Raw genomic sequence first — 15533 nt, 5'->3', positions numbered from 1 at the left:
ATAACACCCGATCGGGGGACAGGTCAGACACCGCCGAACGGCCTCCGCTGCGTCACACTTGCGGCCGAAAGCCACGGTGCCGGCGTGGCGGAGGAGGTTCGACGGTGTCTCTGTCCATTTCCATCGTGCTGCTGCTCCTGATCGTCGCGGTGATCTTCCTGCGCAACGGAGCCATGAAGTTCTCGCACGCCCTCGTCTGTGTCCTGCTGGGCTTCCTGCTCGCGGGCACGAATGTGGCGCCGACCATCAACGACGGCCTCAACGCCACCGCCGGACTGGTCAGCAGCCTCCAGCCATGATCCGCGCGCACCCCGCGCATGTGATCGTTTCGGGTTCGTGAACAACCCCCGTACGGGCATGGACACTTCAAGCGGCGGAACCTAGCTTCGGGCCCATGCCGCAGCGAAGAAGCCTCGCCCGCGCCGCCCTGGCCGCGACCCTGACCCTCGTGGCCCTCGGCGCCGTCCAGCCGCCCGGCGCCTGGGCCGACGAGATCCCCAAGGCGCCGGGCCACCGGCTCGTCACGCAGTACGAGGGCGCCCCCGCCGCTCAGCAACCGGTGGCGGGCAGGACGCCCGCCCAACACCCCTTCCTCGCCGCCAACGGACGCAGCGGCATGCACGCCGACGCCTGGGGCAGCGGCACCTACCCCTGGGCCGGGCCCGACGGGCGGGAACCCGGGGTCACCAGCGAGCAGATGGCCGCGCTCGGCGGCGAGTGCGCCACCGTCACCTTCGACAAGGCCGGCCGCATCGTCACCGTCTGCGGCACCTTCACCGGCTTCCTCGTCAAACTCCTCGACCCGCACACCCTGGCCACCCTCGCCGAGTACAAGCTGCCGCAGCGCCCCTCCACCGTCGAGGCCATCACCCGCCTCGACTTCTCCAGGATCTTCAAGGACACGTCGGGCGGCGCCTACTCCTACCTCGACGACCAGGACCGGCTCGTCCTGGCCGACTCCCGCCAGCACATCGTGCGCCTGGCCCACGAGCAGGAGGCGGACGGCGCCTGGCGCTTCGTCGTCACCGACGACTGGGACCTGACCGACCACGTCCCGCACTCCTGCGTGAGCTGGACGAACCTCTACCCCAGCGGCACCTGCGACCCCGTCACCTCCGTCATGCCGGACTGGTCGGGCCGGATCTGGTGGGTGACCCGCCAGGGCCGTGTCGGCACGGTCGACCCCGCCACCGGCTCTCTCAAGTCGGTCCAACTGCCGGGCGAGGAGATCCAGAACTCCTTCTCCGTCGCCGACGACGGTGTCTCCATCGTCACCGACCACGCCCTCTACAGCTTCGACGCCGCCGCCGACGGCACCCCGCGCACCGTCTGGCGCCAGACCTACGACCGCGGCACCGGCACCAAACCCGGCTCGGTCAACCAGGGTTCGGGCACCACCCCCGACCTGTTCGGCGTCGAGGACGACTACGTCGCCATCACCGACAACGCCGACGACCGCATGAACGTCCTCGTCTACCGGCGCGGCGCCGACGTCCCGGCCGGCCGGCGCCTCGTCTGCAAGGTCCCGGTCTTCGGCCCGGGCGCCTCCACCACCGACAACAGCCTCATCTCGTACGGCGACAGCCTCGTCGTGGAGAACAACTACGGCTACGAGAACATCACCTCGCTCACCTTCGGCCGCAGCGTCGTCGGCGGCGTCACCCGCGTCGACGTACGCCCCGACGGCAGCGGCTGCGACACGGTGTGGGAGAGCGGCGTCCGCTCCCCGTCCACCGTGCCGAAGCTGTCCACCGCCAACGGCCTGCTGTACTTCTACACGAAGGAGCCCAACTCCCTCGGCATCGACGCCTGGTACCTGACCGCCGTCGACTTCCGTACGGGCGAGACCCGCTGGAAGCGCCTCGCCGGGACCGGTGTCGCCTACGACAACAACTGGGCGCCGGTCACGCTCGGCCCCGACGGCACGGCCTACGCCGGCGTCTTCAACGGCCTCGTAGCCGTACGGGACAAGGGCTGAGGGTGGGCCGAGCGGTCCTGGCGAGCCCACACCCCGATGCCGTTGGCGACCGCGCGCTCGGGGGCGTCCGTCGGATGGTTGCGGACGGTGACCGACGACGCCCCCGGCTCCCGGGCCGCCAGGGTCGACGAACCGCCGCCGTCGAGCGAGAACGCGTCGTCCGCGCCGAGCGAGCGCATGGTCTGGGCGACCTCCGCGATCGACAGGCCCGTGCGGTACGCGGGCGCGCCGTCCAGGGCGAGGAGGTAGAGCGTGCGGCCGTGGTCGCCGATGCCCGCGGCCGTACGGACCGCCGACGTGTCGGCGTCCAGGCCCGGCAGCGGGGCGCCGCCGCGAAGGACCGGATAGCCGCCGACCGCGAACCGGTACGGGATCCGCGACCGCGCGGCGACCAGGCGGTGGCGTACCTGGACGGGGTCGCCCGCCGACAGCTTGCGCAGCCACTGCGCGCCCGCCTCCCGGCCGACCAGGACGGTCGTCCCGTCGGCGATCGGACCGGCGCCCGGCGTATCGGCCGCCGCGACGACCCGGCCCCGGTCCACCGTCACCTCGTACGTGTCCGTGCTGCACGGCGCCGCCCGCTGCGTGTCCGTGCCGCACGTGGCCCGCACCCGCGAGACGCTGCCCCACTCCGGGGTGAACGCGCCGACCGAGCCGACCGGCAGCGCGTACTGGTTGAGCCCGCCGAGCGGCACGCGGTCCGCGCGGGTACGTACCGAGCCGTCCAGGGCCATGCTGTCGAGCCGCGCCCGCCGGTCGACGCCGACGCCGAGCACGTCGCGGGTCGAGGTGCCGGGCGGAAGGGCCGGGCCGAAGCGCTGCCCGTCCGGCACGGCCGCCTTCAGGGTGTGGCCCCTCGCGATCGCCGGGCCGACCGCGGCGCCCGTCGCCTCGACGCCGGGGTGCTGAGCCTCGCTGATGTTGAAGAAGTCCCCGTTGACGCCGCCGACGGCGCCGGCCGCGTCCGCCATCGCGGAGACGGTGGCGCGGGCCCCGACAGCGCCCGGGTGCAGCAGGCCGACGCGGACCCGCGGGTTGCGCAGATCGACGGTGAGGACGTGGGCGTGGGCGGTGCCCTTGGCGGCGGGCACGTCGAACTCGGCGTACGACACGCCGGGCGCGATCTGCCCGGCGGCACCGGCGGCGGTGGCCGCGCCCGCCGGCGGCGCCCCCGTCAGACCGGCACCGGTCAGCGCGCCCACGAGCGCGAGGCTCGCCACGGCCTTTCCGGAAGACGTGCGTCTCTTGTCAACTCTCGTCTGCATCAGGGGAGTTCAGCAGACGACAGTGGTCCCGTCGATGGCTACGCGCCGACAAGGCGGGAACGGATCAGAAAACGTACTCCTTCCGGCGCCTCCAGGGAGAATCCGCTGCCCCGCCCTTCGACGACGTCGACGATGAGGCGGGTGTGGCTCCAGCCCTCGTACTGGCTCCTCGACATCCAGAACGGCACGGTCTCCGCCACCCCGTCGACGGCGAGCTCGGCGAGGAGCACGTCGGCGGCGCCGGTGCGGAACTCGCCCGCCAGGTAGCACATCGGCGCACTGCCGTCGCAGCAGCCGCCGGACTGGTGGAACATCAGCGGCCCGTGGTCCTCGCGCAACCGCCGCAGCAGCTCCGCGGCGGCCGGGGTCAGCTCCACACGGGGCACGTCGTCACGGGCGTCGTCACGGGCGTCGTCGCTCATGACGGAGCAGTGAAGGCGACAGGACGTTGCGACCACGTTGCACGCGCGGACGGCTCGCCCGCATAGGCTCCCCACATGGAACAGAGGGAGATCGTTCTGCGGGCCATCGGTGTACTGACCGAGACGCAGGAGATGGTGCGCAGAATCAATGACGGGGCCGAGCTCGACAACGACCTCACCCAGCTCGGGCGGCTCGTGTCGGAGGTGTTCCCGACCATCGAGATCCCGGCCGGGGCCGACCCGGAGGAGGCCGCCGAGCTGGCCATCGCCGCGCTCATGCCGGCCAGCGTGTCGCTCGTCGAGGCGTTCGCGTTCCTCTTCACTCAGCTCGCGAAGGTGCATGACGAAGGACGGACCGACGTCAACTCCACCGAGCTGCTGCGGGAGATCGCGCTGCGCATGTCCGACCCGGGCGGCCTGGAGGCGGAAGAGGAGGAATGACCCGCCCCGAAGGTGTCTGTGCGGCTACTTGTTCGGGTCGCGGAAGCGGCCGAACGCCTTCGTGAGCGCGCTCAGCGGCGAGCCGTCCGCCCTCGTCTGGCCGGTCCCGGCCGGTCCGGGCGGCGGAGCGGCCGCGCCGACCTCGGCGAGCGCCGCCTGAGCCGCCTCGGCCGCCTCCCGGTACAGGTCCCGTGATGTGGTCATGGCGTCGAGCGCCTCCGCGTACCGGCCGACCATCGACTGGGCGTGGGCCAGCTCCTCCTCGGGCGTCAGCAGGTGCCAGCCCTGCCGAAGGCGGGTCAGGGCCCGCTCGGCGTCCGGCGTCAGCGGCTGGGGCAGCGCCGCGAACTCGTTGATCCGCTGGAGCAGCTCGACCGGCTCGGAGCCGTCCAGGAAGACGTTGCGGACGGCGAAGTGCTCGGCGTCGTACCCCGGCTCCTGCGGGGCCGTCGGCAGGAGCACGGCGCCGCCGCGCGGCATCCGCAGCTTCAGCTCCCGCTTCATCGCGAAGTCGGCGATCTGCGCCTGCTCCGGGCTGGCCCGGTGTTCTATCACCCGGTGGCGCAGGCTCGGCGGCAGGAACTCGATGACCGGCCGCTGCCCTCGCGCGTCCGGTGTCATCGCCTCGTGCACCACGACATGGACGTACCAGCTCTCGCGGGTGCAGTCCCGCAGCCGGTGGCGCAGCTCGTCGTCGTCCTTCGGCAGATGGTTCACCGCGCGCAGGCGCACGCCCGGGATCATCGCGTGGTCCCAGGGGATTATGTCGCTGTCGGGCCAGAACATCGTGGCCGGCGAGGCCCAGTTCGGGTCCCACGCCCGCTCGGCCTCGGCCGCCAGGACCCAGACCACGCCGTCACCGTCCTTGCGGCGCCCCTCGGGCTCGTACGTCGTCAGCTGCGCACGCACCGTGACGTCGTCGGCGACCCGCCAGCGGGCCTCGAACAGGCGCCGGGCGGTGGGGCCCGGGTCGGCGGACTCGTCGCGCGGGTGCAGGACGGTGGAGCGGGCCGCCTCGACGGGGTCGAGGTCGGCGAAGTCGTCGAGCACCCCGGCCGCCTTGAGGGCGATCAGGTTGCGCCGCACGTCCTGCTCGGGCTCGGGGCCGAGGTGGCGCCCGTGACCGAGCCACGCGGTGTCGGGGACGGTGGTCGGGGAGCTGCTGTTTTTGGCCATGAGGTTTTCTGTGAGTGGTCGGGGCAGGACCAGTATGGTCCGTGCCGCGCCCGTCGGAAGAGGGCAGGGTGGGCGGGTGTCGGGATTGTCGCGCGTGTACGCGGAATACGCCGCCCCGCAACGCCGTGGCGTTCGCCACTGATCCCGTAGGGTCGACGGATGGCCCGCTATTTCGACGTGCACCCCGACAACCCGCAAACGCGCACCATCGGCGCGATCGCCGATTCCGTCCGCGACAGCGCGCTGATCGCCTACCCCACGGACTCCTGCTACGCGCTCGGCTGCCGCCTCGGCAACCGCGAGGGCGTCGAGCGGATCCGCACGATCCGGCAGCTCGACGACAAACACCACTTCACCCTGGTGTGCCAGGACTTCGCGCAGCTGGGCAGGTTCGTGCACATCGACAACGACGTGTTCCGCGCCGTCAAGGCGGCGACGCCCGGCAGCTACACGTTCATCCTGCCCGCGACGCGCGAGGTGCCGCGCCAGTTGCAGCACCCCAAGAAGAAGACGGTCGGCGTCCGCATCCCCGACCACGTCGTGACCCAGGCGCTCCTCGCCGAGCTGGGCGAGCCGCTGCTCTCCAGCACCCTGCTGCTGCCCGGCGAGGACGAGCCGCTGACGCAGGGCTGGGAGATCAAGGAGCGGCTCGACCACGTGGTGGACGCGGTGCTCGACTCCGGCGACTGCGGTACCGAGCCGACGACCGTCATCGACTTCTCCGACGGTGAGGCCACCGTCGTACGGCGCGGCGCGGGGGACCCCGACCGCTTCGAGTGACATCGCACTACGGTCCGAGCGTCCCCAGGAAGCGGATGTGGGGGCGCTCGCCCGGCCCCGGGCGGGAGATGCGCGCGCGGACGCCGTAGACGTCGGCGATCAGCTCCTCGGTGAGGACGGCGCCGGGCTCGCCCGCCGCGACGACCCGGCCCCGGCGCAGGACCACGACCTGGTCGCAGTAGGTGGCGGCCAGGTTCAGGTCGTGCAGGGCGACGACGCTGGTCAGATCGAGCCCTGAGATCAGGTCGAGGAGCTCCAGCTGGTGCTGGATGTCCAAGTGGTTCGTGGGCTCGTCGAGCAGCAGCTCGCGCGGCTCCTGCGCGAGGGCGCGCGCGATCTGCGCCCGCTGGCGTTCGCCGCCGGACAGGGTGTGCCACAGGCGGCGCGCGTGGTCGGTCAGGCCGGTGCGCTCCAGGGCGTCGTGGACCGTCGCCTCGTCGGCGGCGGAGGCGGGCGCCCAGGCCCTGCGATGCGGGGTCCGGCCGAGCCGTACGACGTCGGTCACCGTCAACTCGACCTGAGTGTCCGCCTGTTGGTGGACGAGCGCGATGCGCCGGGCCGCCGTCCTGCGCGGCACCTCGCCGAGCGCGGTGCCGTCGAGCGTGACGACGCCGGACGCCGGGGCGAGGACCCCGGCGAGCAGACGCAGGAGGGTCGACTTGCCGGAGCCGTTCGGGCCGAGCACACCGGTGACGGCGCCGGGTCGTGGCGTCACGCTCACCCCGTCGAGCACGAGCGTGCCGCCCGCCGACCAGGAGACGCGGTCCGCCGCCAGCCCCTGTCCGGTCTCCTTGACGTCGCCGCCCGCGCTCACCGGACGCCCCGGCCGGACCGGCCGCTTCCGCGGAAGAGGACGAGCACGAACGCGGGCACGCCGATCAGCGACGTCACCACCCCCACCGGAACCTCCTGCGGTTCGAGGACCGTACGGGCCAGGGTGTCGACCCAGACCAGGAACACCGCCCCGGCGACCGCCGTGACCGGAAGCAGCCGGGTGTGTCCCGGGCCGACCAGGGCGCGCGCCGCGTGCGGAAGGACGAGCCCGACGAAGCCGATCGCGCCCGCCGCGCTGACCAGGGCCGCCGTCAGGAGCGCCGTCACGCACAGCAGGACGAGCCGGGTCCGTGCCACGCGCACACCGAGCGCGGCGGCCGCCTCCTGCCCGAAGGCGAACGCGTCCAGGGTCCGCCCGTAGCCGAGACACACCGCAAGCGCCACCACGAGCACCGCGAGGCACAGCCACACCTCGGTCCAGCCGACGCCGCCGAGCGAGCCGAGCAGCCAGAACAGGACGCCGCGGGTCGTCTCCGCGTCGGCGGCGGTCAGCACCACGAACGAGGTCAGCGCCGAGAACAGCTGCATCGCGGCGACCCCGCAGAGCACGACCCGGTCCGTCGAGCCGCCCAGCATGTGGCTGAGGACCAGGACGAGCGCGAACGAGCAGAGGGCGCCGAGGAAGGCGCCGCCCGAGACGGAGAGCGCGCCGCCGCCGAGGCCCAGGACGACGACGAGGACCGCCCCGGTCGACGCGCCCGAGGAGATGCCGAGCACGAAGGGGTCGGCGAGCGGGTTGCGCAGCAGCGCCTGCAGCACCGTGCCGCAGACGGCGAGGCCCGCGCCGCAGACCGCCGCGAGCAGGGTGCGCGGCAGCCGCAGGTTCCACACGATGCCGTCGCGGATCGGGGAGAGGTCTGAGGCGCCCCAGCCGAGCCGGGCGCCGACCGCCGACCACACGTCGGCGACGCGGATGTGCGCGGGCCCGATGGTGATGGCGACGGCGACCGAGGCGCAGAGCGCCGCGAGGGCCGCGGCCCAGTACAGGGCGGGCCGGGCCGCCGCCGTACTCACCGGTTCCGCTGGTCTCACCGGTCTCACTGGTCTCACTTGTCCAGGCCGAACTCGCGCAGCGCGGCGGCCACCTTCTCCACGCCCTCGACGGTCCGGATGGTGGGGTTCAGGGCCTGCCCGCTGAGCAGCACGTACCGCTTCTTCCGTACGGCGGTCATGTTCTTGGTGACCGGGTCGGACTCCAGGAACTTGATCTTCTGCGTGGCCGACTCGGCGGACTGCGAGCGGCGGGTCAGGTCGCCGATGACGAGGAGGTCGGGGTCGCGGTCCGCGACCGTCTCCCAGTTGATCTGCGGCCACTCCTCGTGCGTGTCGTCGAAGACGTTGCGCATCCCGAGTTCCCTGGTGACGACGCCAGGGGCGCCGCAACAGCCCGCCATGTAGGGCGAGTCGGAGTTGGCGAACCAGTACAGGACGCTCACGCCCTCGGCGTCGACCCCTGACGTCGCCTTGCCGACACGGGACCTCAACTGCGCGACGAGCTTGTCGCCGCGCTCCTTCACGTCGAAGATCCGCGCCAGGTCACGTATCTCGCCGTAGACGGTGTCCATGGTCAGCGCGCTGGTGCGGGCGCCGTCACCGTCACCGCTGTTGTCCTTGCCGGCGCAGTCGGCGGGGGAGAGGTAGGTGTCCACGCCGAGCTTCTCGAACTGCTCGCGCGGCGCCACCCCGCCCTTGGCGATGGTGTTCGTGAGGGAGGCGGAGACGAAGTCCGGCTCGGTGTCCAGGACCTTCTCGAAGGAGGGGTAGCGGTCGGCGAGGCGCGGCACCTTCGCGTTCGCCTTCTCCAGGCCCTCGAGGACCGGGTCGGTCCATGTCGCGGTCCCCACCATGCGGTCCTCCAGGCCGAGCGAGAGCATGATCTCCGCCGAGCCCTGGTCGAGGGCGACGGCGCGGCGCGGGGCGTGCGCGACACGGACCTTCGCGCCGCAGTTGTCGAGGGTGACAGCGGCGTCAGCGTCTTTCGCGGTGCCGGCGGAGCCCGCGCCACCGCCGCATGCGGTGAGGAGGAGGGCGCCCGCCAACAGCGGTGCGATGTGGCGGAGTCGACGTGCGAAGGGCACGGGGGTTCCTCTGCGTCCAGGGCCCATACGCGGAGCCGGCCTACGGTTCACCCCCGGCCGGGTCTCGGTCCCGGAGGCCGCCAGCAGGTCTTCGGACTCGGGATCGTCCAGGCGGAGCGCCTTCCCGAACCGGCGAGCGGCTCAGTGGCAGTGGCTCCGCCCGTCCCCCTCACCGCTGCGCGTCAGCTCCGGACTTCCACCGGATTCCCTGACCCGTACGCGTTCGAGAACGCACAAAGGTACGACTGGCTCACGGAACGTATCACGGGCCGGGGCGGGCCCCGCTAATCGTTCGCCGCCCCCCGCCCGCCCGCCTACCCTGCTCGCGTGATGACAGCCGACGACGTACGGAACGTCCTCGTCCTGCTGCGGGAGGCCGGGGCGGACATCTGGATCGGCGGCGGCTGGGGCATCGACGCCCTGACCGGCGAGCAGACCAGGAACCACCGCGACCTCGACCTGATGCACCGCGCCGAGCAGGAGCCCGCCGTGCTCGCCGCCCTCACCGGCGCCGGGTTCGCCGAGACCCTCGACCGGCGCCCCGCGCGCTTCGTCCTCGCCCACCCCGACGGCCGTGAGATCGACCTGCACCCCCTGCGCTTCGCCCCCGACGGCTCGGCCGAGCAGTCCTCGCTCGACCCGGACCAGCCGTTCCGCTACCCGGCCGAGGTCTTCGTCACCGGCACCATCGCGGGGGAGCCGGTCCCGTGCCTCTCAGCCGAGCAGCAGGTCCGTTTCCATCAGGGGTACGAGCCCGCGGAGCGGGACCGGCACGACATGGCGCAGCTGCGCCGGGTCTTCGGCATCGGCACACACATCTGACCAGGTGTCTCAGTAGGCCACGGGGTCGCGGACGATCGGGCACGTCATGCAGTGGCCGCCGCCCCGGCCGCGCCCCAGCTCCGCGCCGACGATCGTGACGACCTCGACGCCCGCCTTGCGCAGCAGCGTGTTGGTCTGGGTGTTGCGGTCGTAGGTGACGACGACGCCGGGCTCCAAAGCGACCGCGTTGTTGCCGCTGTCCCACTGCTGGCGCTCGGAGGCGTACACGTCGCCGCCGGTCTCGATGACCCTCAGCTCCGGCAGGCCGAGCCCCCGCGCGACGACGTCGACGAACGGGGTCGTCCCCTCGTCGGTGATGTCGAGCCCCGGCGCCTTGTCGCTGGGGCGCAGCGAGAACGTGTGCACCGAGTCCATGATCCGCGGGTAGAGCGTGACGACGTCCCGGTCGGCGAAGGTGAAGACGGTGTCCAGGTGCATCGCCGCGCGCAGCTTCGGCATCCCGGCGACGATGACGTGCTCGGCCGCGCCCTTCTCGAACAGCGCGGTGGCGACCTGGGTGATGGCCTGCCGCGAGGTGCGCTCGCTCATGCCCATCAGGACGACGCCGTTGCCGACCGGCATGATGTCGCCGCCCTCGAAGGTGGCCTGGCCCCAGCCCTGTTCGGGGTCGCCCCACCAGACGGTCGAGCCCGCGAAGTCCGGGTGGAAGCGGTAGACCGCCTTCATCAGCAGCGTCTCGTCGTGCCGCGCGGGCCAGTACAGCGGGTTGAGCGTGAGGCCGCCGTAGAGCCAGCAGGTGGTGTCGCGGGTGTAGAGCGTGTTGGGCAGCGGCGGCATGAGGTACTCGCGTACGCCGCTGGACTCGCGGGCCATCGACACGTACGCGGAGCGGTACTCGTCCGGCAGATCGGTGGTGGCGAGCCCGCCGATGAGGAACTCGGCGAGCTGCTCGGGACGGAGCGTCTCCAGGAAGGTACGGGTGTCGTCGATGAGCCCGACCCCCACCTGGTTCGCGACGATCTTGCGGTCAAGCAGCCACGACCTGGCCTCGGGCAGCGCCATGGTCCGCGCGAGCAGTTCGTGCAGCTCGACCACCTCGATGCCGCGCTGCCGCATCTTGTTGACGAAGTCGGCGTGGTCGCGCTGCGCGTTCTCCACCCACATCACGTCGTCGAAGAGGAGGTCGTCGGAGTTGGTCGGGGTCAGCCTGCGGTGCGCGAGCCCCGGCGCGCAGACGAGGACCTTGCGGAGTCGGCCCACCTCGGAGTGGACGCCGTACGTGGCGGACGCGGGTGTCTCGTGGTCGGTCACGGTGTGCCTCCGGGCTTCGTGAGAGGGGTTACGGGTGTCACAGGCTGATCCAGCCCGCGGCGAGGGCGACGACGCCGAGCACGGCGCCGGCGACGGAGACGGCGAGGACGACCAGCTCGCCCGGCGAGAACAGGCGCCGGCCCTGCTCCCTGCGGGCCATGACGAACAGGATCGTGGCCGGGGCGTAGAAGACGAAGGAGACCAGGACGAACTTCAGCCCGGCCGCGTACAGCATGAACGCCGTGTAGAGCGTGGCGACCGCCGCGATCACCAGTTCGCGCGACGAGGCGCGCCCGCCCGCGGTGAGCGGGTCGTCCCGGGCTCCGATCCGCACGGCGAAGGCGGCCGCGAAGAGGTAGGGGATCAGGGAGAGCGCGCTGGTCAGGTTGAGCGCGAAGTTGAACGCGTCGTCCGAGAACGCGGTGACGATCAGCACCAGCTGGGTGAGGACCGTCGTCATGAGGAGCGCGGGCACGGGCACGTCGGCGGGGGTCGAGCGGCGCAGGAAGCGCGGCATGTCGTCGTCCTTCGCCGCCACGAAAAGCACCTCGGCCGCCATCAGCGTCCAGGCGAGATAGGCACCGAGCACGGAGACGATCAGGCCGACGCTGATGAAGACCTTGCCCCAGGTGCCGACGGCGTCCTCGAGCACGCCCGCCATCGACGGCTGGCGCAGCTCCGCGATCTCACCCATCGGCAGGATCCCGTACGACACGACGACGACGGAGGCGAAGACGGCGAAGACGCTGAGGAAGCCGAGGATCGTGGCCCGGCCGACGTCCGAGCGCTTCTTCGCGTGCCGTGAGTACACGCTCGCGCCCTCGACGCCGAGGAAGACGAAGACGGTGGCCAGCATGGTGCCCTTGACCTGCCCGAAGAGTGAACCCGCGTACTCCTCGCCGCCCCAGTTGTCCGCGAAGACCGACGGGTCGAAGAAGACCAGGGCGAGGACGATGAAGACGAGGATCGGCACGATCTTGGCCACGGTCACGATCCTGTTGATCGCCGCGGCCTCCTTCACCCCGCGCCTGATCATCAGGAAGAACGCCCAGAGCCCGGCCGACGAGAGCACGATCGCGAGCGCCGTGTCGCCCTCGCCGAGCGCGGGCCAGATCGCGCCCACCGTCGACATGATCAGCACCCAGTACGTCACGTTGCCGACGCAGGCGCTGGCCCAGTAGCCGAACGCCGAGAAGAAGCCCAGGTACTCGCCGAAACCGGCCTTGGCGTACGCGTACACGCCCGCGTCGAGGTCGGGCCTGCGCACGGCCAGCAACTGGAAGACGAAGGCGAGCATCAGCATGCCGGTGCCCGCGATGGCCCAGGCGATCAGCGCGCCCGCGACACCGGTCTCCTCGGCGAAGCGGCTGGGCAGCGAGAAGACCCCGGCGCCGACCATCGAGCCGATGACCATGGTGGTCAGGGTGAAGAGCGGCAGCTTCGCGGCGGGCGCGCTCCGCTCGGCGGTCTGCTCCATGGCGTCCCCCTCGGTGAAGATCCGCGATCTGCGTTACGGGTCGGGAAACAGTCTCAGCCCGCAATGCGGAGGCTCGCACTTTTTGTCCGCATGCCTTTGTCCGGATAAAAAGTGCCGGATACGCCTGTCTGTGCACAGCATGGAGAGGTTGCGGCACACGAAGGCGTTGCGTCGGAAGGGCACTCAGGCATGCACTCCTCGTTGAACCCGGCGGTCCTGCGCGACCTGCGCGCGCCCCGGCCCTATCCCGCCGTCTCCCTGGCGATGCCGACCCACCGGACGCAGCCGGACAATGCCCAGGACCCCGTCCGCCTCGACAACCTGGTCCGCGAGGCCGTGCGACAGCTCGACGTGGACCCCGCCGTGACCAGGGAGCGCCGCGACGACGTGGTCGCCGAGCTGAAGGCGGCGGTGGCCGAGCTCGACCTCGCCTACGTCAGGGACGGCCTCGTGATCTTCGCGGCGCCCGGCGAGCACCAGGCGTGGGTCGTCGACCGGACCGTGCCCGAACGCGTCGTGCTCGCGGACACCTTCCTCACCCGCAACCTCGTCGCCGCCGACGCCGCGCAGCGCCCGTACTGGGTCCTGGCCGTGGCCGCCGACCGGATCACCCTCTGGGACGGCCGCGGCGAGCGCGTCACGGAGCACACCGGCCACGGCTTCCCGCAGAGCCGCAGCCTGGAGCGCCCGGACTCCGAACGCAAGGAGCGCGTCGGGGACCTGCCCAGCACCTTCCACAGCGAGGAGACCCGGCAGTTCTTCCGGGACGCCGACACCGCCCTGGCCGCCGTCCTGCGCGCCGCGCCGCGCCCGCTCCACATCACCGGCGACCCGGCCGCGCTCGCCCTGTTCACCGACGCCGGGAGCGCCGCGCACGACGCGGTGCAGGTCCCCGTCGGCGGCCTCGCCCAGGCCACCCCGGAGACGGTCGCGCGGGCCGTCGGTCCGGCCCGCGCGGAAGAGGCCGAACGGGGGATCGCCGACGCGCTCGCCGCGCTCGAACGGGCGCGCGGCGGCAACACGTACGCCGCCGGCGTGGACGAGGTCTGGGAGAAGGCCTCGGACGGCCGCATCCACCTGCTCGTGGTGGAGGAGCACTACCGCACCACCGTACGGGCCGGCGACGGCCACCTTCAGCCGGCGGCGGACGACGACGTGGACGCCGTCCACGACATCGTCGACGAGATCGTGGAGTCCGCCCTGGAGACGGGCGCGCAGGTCGACTTCGTTCCGGACGGGACGCTGGCGGACGCGGGGCACGTGGCCGCGGTGCTGCGCTTCTGACCCCGCCCTCGCTCGTGCATCGCTTCTGAAGCCGTCGGAAAGGAACCCCCTCCCATGCGTGCAGCTTCCCTCCTCGCCGCGTGCGCGGCCGCCGCTGCGCTCGCGCTCACCGCGTGCGGCGGTGACGACGGCAACGACAGCGGCGCGAGCGCCAGCCCGCAGGCGTCGGCCCCGGAGTCGTCCCGCTTCTCCGGTGAACCGCCGTCCTCGATGGCCTCCAGCGCCGAGTCGAAGAAGGCGGAGGCGAAGAAGTCCGCGTCCGCCGCGGCCGAGTCGGCCTCCGAGAAGGCGCACGACTTCGAGGCGTCCGTCGCCGCCGACGTGGAGCGCAACCGGCAGGAGTACACGAAGCAGCTCGACGCCGTCGACGGCCGGGGCAACGCCGTCGACGACGTGTCGCTGACCGGCAAGCCGCTCGCCGAGACCGACAACGTGCGCGCCCTCGTCGTCAACATCACCAACAAGACCGACAAGACGGCCTCCTTCGCGGTGCGGGTCGACTTCAGCGACTCCGACGGCAAGGTCGTCGAGTCCAAGGTCGTCGGCGCGAAGGACCTCAAGGCGGGGGAGCGCGCCCAGCCACTCGCCATCAGCTCCAAGCCGCCGCAGCCGCATCTCACGGCGAAGATCGCGAAGGCGCAGCGGTACTGAGGGAACGTGGTCCGGAGCCGCTCGCTATCTTGTGATCCATGCAGTCCTACACAATCGGCCAGGCAGCGCGGCTGCTCGGGGTCAGCCCGGACACCGCGCGGCGCTGGGCCGACGCCGGCCGGGTCACCACGCACCGGGACGAGGCCGGGCGCCGGCTCGTCGAGGGCAAGGACCTGGCCGCGTTCTCCGTGGAGCTTGCCAGGGGCGCGGGCGGCGACGAGGACGTCTCGTACACCTCGGTGCGCAACGCGTTCCCCGGCATCGTCACCGCCGTCAAACTCGGTGACGTGGCCGCGCAGGTCGAGATCCAGTCCGGACCGCACCGCCTGGTGTCGCTGCTGACCCGGGAGGCCGTGGAGGAGCTGGGCCTGGAGGTCGGCATGGAGGCGACGGCCCGCGTGAAGTCGACGAACGTACATATCGACCGGGCCTGAGCCCCTGTCGGCCTATGACCGGTCCAGGTAACCCCCGTCCACCTGGATCGCGTCGATCCCGCTGATGTGCCGCGCCCCGCACCGGTCCTGCGGCAGCACGAGCTGCGGACCCGGGCCGTCGAGCGGGGTGTCGTCGATACTCAGGGCGAGCAGCACGGGCGCGCCCGCGAAGTCGGGGTCGATCTCCGCCCACGAGAGCACCGCGTGATGGCCGTCGGCCCCGCGTACGGAGACGAGGAACCGCAGCCGGTCCTTGCGGCGTACGGGGTCGAAGCCGGGCCCCGCCGCGGACAGGACGTCGTACAAGCGCGGGCCGGAGAACCGGTGGTGCCGGACGCCGCTGGTCGCGCACTCGAAGTCGACCTCGGCCCGGTGCTGCGGCCAGGCGCGCAGGCCCGCCACGGTCAGCCGGGCCGGGCGGGCGAGATCGCCGTTCAGAGTCAGTTCCCCCACGTGCTCCCCCACGTGCTTCCCCACACGTTCCCCCACGGGTTCCCGCACAGGACCACCTCCCGCAGGACCGTACCCACCCGAGCCTGTCGTGCAAACGCACATGCGTATGCCCAAGCCGCAAGATCCCAGCTCATGCGATGCCACAGGAGACTTACCGCTCGCAGAT

At 71.9% G+C, this 15533-nt stretch carries 17 protein-coding genes and 1 riboswitch; of the genes, 8 read left to right on the top strand and 9 right to left on the bottom strand.

Translation table 11 applies throughout. The annotated features are described in order from the left end of the window. The first annotated feature begins 104 nt into the window (after positions 1–104). Both ACH4RC_RS18980 and ACH4RC_RS18975 read left to right on the top strand, forming a co-directional pair. A complete protein-coding gene (locus ACH4RC_RS18980) occupies positions 105–299 on the top strand; it encodes a hypothetical protein (protein WP_398202042.1) in 195 nt (64 codons plus the stop codon). A gap of 95 nt (positions 300–394) precedes the next feature. Further along, a complete protein-coding gene (locus tag ACH4RC_RS18975) occupies positions 395–1978 on the top strand; it encodes a hypothetical protein (protein WP_398202040.1) in 1584 nt (527 codons plus the stop codon). Here ACH4RC_RS18975 and ACH4RC_RS18970 read toward each other — a convergent pair. Both ACH4RC_RS18970 and ACH4RC_RS18965 read right to left on the bottom strand, forming a co-directional pair. Next, positions 1930–3243, bottom strand: a complete 1314-nt coding sequence (locus ACH4RC_RS18970) for a phosphodiester glycosidase family protein (RefSeq protein ID WP_398202038.1) — start codon at positions 3241–3243, stop codon at positions 1930–1932. The two genes, ACH4RC_RS18975 and ACH4RC_RS18970, sit on opposite strands and share 49 nt — an antisense overlap. A 38-nt stretch (positions 3244–3281) precedes the next feature. Continuing rightward, a complete protein-coding gene (locus ACH4RC_RS18965) occupies positions 3282–3665 on the bottom strand; it encodes a DUF779 domain-containing protein (RefSeq protein WP_398202035.1) in 384 nt (127 codons plus the stop codon). Between the two features lie 75 nt (positions 3666–3740). Between ACH4RC_RS18965 and ACH4RC_RS18960 the strand changes: the two genes are divergently transcribed. Next, positions 3741–4106, top strand: a complete 366-nt coding sequence (locus ACH4RC_RS18960; protein WP_398202033.1) for a hypothetical protein — start codon at positions 3741–3743, stop codon at positions 4104–4106. Between the two features lie 24 nt (positions 4107–4130). Here ACH4RC_RS18960 and ACH4RC_RS18955 read toward each other — a convergent pair whose 3' ends face one another. Then, positions 4131–5282 carry a hypothetical protein gene (locus ACH4RC_RS18955; protein WP_398202031.1) on the bottom strand — a complete coding sequence of 384 codons (1152 nt, stop codon included), beginning with the start codon at positions 5280–5282 and terminating at the stop codon, positions 4131–4133. Between the two features lie 159 nt (positions 5283–5441). Here ACH4RC_RS18955 and ACH4RC_RS18950 point away from each other — a divergent pair, with 159 nt between their 5' ends. Continuing rightward, complete coding sequence (locus ACH4RC_RS18950; RefSeq protein ID WP_398202030.1) at positions 5442–6062, top strand: L-threonylcarbamoyladenylate synthase; 621 nt, start codon at positions 5442–5444, stop codon at positions 6060–6062. Positions 6063–6069: 7 nt separating this feature from the next. Here the strand turns inward: ACH4RC_RS18950 and ACH4RC_RS18945 are convergent, their stop codons facing one another. The 3 genes from ACH4RC_RS18945 to ACH4RC_RS18935 are packed head-to-tail and all read right to left on the bottom strand — an operon-like array spanning position 6070 to position 9001. Continuing rightward, positions 6070–6876: an ABC transporter ATP-binding protein gene (locus ACH4RC_RS18945; RefSeq protein WP_398202028.1), complete on the bottom strand. Its 807-nt coding sequence runs from the start codon at positions 6874–6876 to the stop codon at positions 6070–6072. After that, positions 6873–7910 carry a FecCD family ABC transporter permease gene (locus tag ACH4RC_RS18940; protein WP_398202322.1) on the bottom strand — a complete coding sequence of 346 codons (1038 nt, stop codon included), beginning with the start codon at positions 7908–7910 and terminating at the stop codon, positions 6873–6875. The genes ACH4RC_RS18945 and ACH4RC_RS18940 overlap by 4 nt, the downstream gene beginning before the upstream one ends. A 32-nt stretch (positions 7911–7942) precedes the next feature. Beyond that, complete coding sequence (locus ACH4RC_RS18935; RefSeq protein WP_398202025.1) at positions 7943–9001, bottom strand: ABC transporter substrate-binding protein; 1059 nt, start codon at positions 8999–9001, stop codon at positions 7943–7945. 37 nt (positions 9002–9038) lie between these two features. Continuing rightward, a riboswitch (cobalamin riboswitch) is annotated at positions 9039–9236 on the bottom strand. Positions 9237–9304: 68 nt separating this feature from the next. On the opposite strand from ACH4RC_RS18935, the gene ACH4RC_RS18930 reads away from it, so the two are divergent. Next, entirely contained in the window at positions 9305–9796 is a 492-nt protein-coding gene (locus tag ACH4RC_RS18930) for a nucleotidyltransferase domain-containing protein (RefSeq protein WP_398202321.1), read from the top strand. Positions 9797–9805: 9 nt separating this feature from the next. On the opposite strand, the gene ACH4RC_RS18925 is transcribed toward ACH4RC_RS18930, so the two are convergent. Together ACH4RC_RS18925 and ACH4RC_RS18920 are read right to left on the bottom strand one after the other, a co-directional pair. Continuing rightward, positions 9806–11068, bottom strand: a complete 1263-nt coding sequence (locus ACH4RC_RS18925; RefSeq protein ID WP_398202024.1) for an arginine deiminase — start codon at positions 11066–11068, stop codon at positions 9806–9808. A gap of 37 nt (positions 11069–11105) precedes the next feature. Beyond that, positions 11106–12545, bottom strand: a complete 1440-nt coding sequence (locus tag ACH4RC_RS18920) for a basic amino acid/polyamine antiporter (RefSeq protein WP_398202022.1) — start codon at positions 12543–12545, stop codon at positions 11106–11108. A gap of 189 nt (positions 12546–12734) precedes the next feature. On the opposite strand from ACH4RC_RS18920, the gene ACH4RC_RS18915 reads away from it, so the two are divergent. From ACH4RC_RS18915 to ACH4RC_RS18905, 3 genes are read left to right on the top strand one after another with little or no spacing between them, the layout of a single operon-like run. After that, a complete protein-coding gene (locus ACH4RC_RS18915) occupies positions 12735–13829 on the top strand; it encodes a chemotaxis protein (RefSeq protein ID WP_398202020.1) in 1095 nt (364 codons plus the stop codon). A 54-nt stretch (positions 13830–13883) separates the two neighbouring features. After that, the gene (locus tag ACH4RC_RS18910) at positions 13884–14480 is read left to right on the top strand and encodes a hypothetical protein (RefSeq protein WP_398202018.1); all 597 of its coding nucleotides are present in this window, start codon (positions 13884–13886) and stop codon (positions 14478–14480) included. A 38-nt stretch (positions 14481–14518) separates the two neighbouring features. Beyond that, positions 14519–14914 carry a molybdopterin-binding protein gene (locus tag ACH4RC_RS18905; protein WP_398202017.1) on the top strand — a complete coding sequence of 132 codons (396 nt, stop codon included), beginning with the start codon at positions 14519–14521 and terminating at the stop codon, positions 14912–14914. 12 nt (positions 14915–14926) lie between these two features. Here ACH4RC_RS18905 and ACH4RC_RS18900 read toward each other — a convergent pair whose 3' ends face one another. Then, positions 14927–15367 (bottom strand): molybdopterin-dependent oxidoreductase, encoded by a 441-nt coding sequence (locus ACH4RC_RS18900; RefSeq protein ID WP_398202015.1) that lies wholly within the window; start codon positions 15365–15367, stop codon positions 14927–14929. Positions 15368–15533 lie beyond the last annotated feature (166 nt).

This window comes from Streptomyces sp. NPDC016845, assembly GCF_044332585.1.
GTDB lineage: Bacteria > Actinomycetota > Actinomycetes > Streptomycetales > Streptomycetaceae > Streptomyces.
This window is presented reverse-complemented; position numbering and strand designations above follow the sequence as displayed.

Excerpts from the sequence above, each read along its gene's own strand:
- ACH4RC_RS18935 (WP_398202025.1), bottom strand. The coding sequence starts at position 9,001 with ATGGGCCCTGGACGCAGAGGAACCCCCGTGCCCTTCGCACGTCGACTC.
- ACH4RC_RS18965 (WP_398202035.1), bottom strand. The coding sequence starts at position 3,665 with ATGAGCGACGACGCCCGTGACGACGCCCGTGACGACGTGCCCCGTGTG.
- ACH4RC_RS18905 (WP_398202017.1), top strand. The coding sequence starts at position 14,519 with ATGCAGTCCTACACAATCGGCCAGGCAGCGCGGCTGCTCGGGGTCAGC.
- ACH4RC_RS18915 (WP_398202020.1), top strand. The coding sequence starts at position 12,735 with ATGCACTCCTCGTTGAACCCGGCGGTCCTGCGCGACCTGCGCGCGCCC.
- ACH4RC_RS18910 (WP_398202018.1), top strand. The coding sequence starts at position 13,884 with ATGCGTGCAGCTTCCCTCCTCGCCGCGTGCGCGGCCGCCGCTGCGCTC.
- ACH4RC_RS18930 (WP_398202321.1), top strand. The coding sequence starts at position 9,305 with ATGACAGCCGACGACGTACGGAACGTCCTCGTCCTGCTGCGGGAGGCC.
- ACH4RC_RS18955 (WP_398202031.1), bottom strand. The coding sequence starts at position 5,282 with ATGGCCAAAAACAGCAGCTCCCCGACCACCGTCCCCGACACCGCGTGG.
- ACH4RC_RS18960 (WP_398202033.1), top strand. The coding sequence starts at position 3,741 with ATGGAACAGAGGGAGATCGTTCTGCGGGCCATCGGTGTACTGACCGAG.
- ACH4RC_RS18975 (WP_398202040.1), top strand. The coding sequence starts at position 395 with ATGCCGCAGCGAAGAAGCCTCGCCCGCGCCGCCCTGGCCGCGACCCTG.
- ACH4RC_RS18970 (WP_398202038.1), bottom strand. The coding sequence starts at position 3,243 with ATGCAGACGAGAGTTGACAAGAGACGCACGTCTTCCGGAAAGGCCGTG.
- ACH4RC_RS18920 (WP_398202022.1), bottom strand. The coding sequence starts at position 12,545 with ATGGAGCAGACCGCCGAGCGGAGCGCGCCCGCCGCGAAGCTGCCGCTC.
- ACH4RC_RS18950 (WP_398202030.1), top strand. The coding sequence starts at position 5,442 with ATGGCCCGCTATTTCGACGTGCACCCCGACAACCCGCAAACGCGCACC.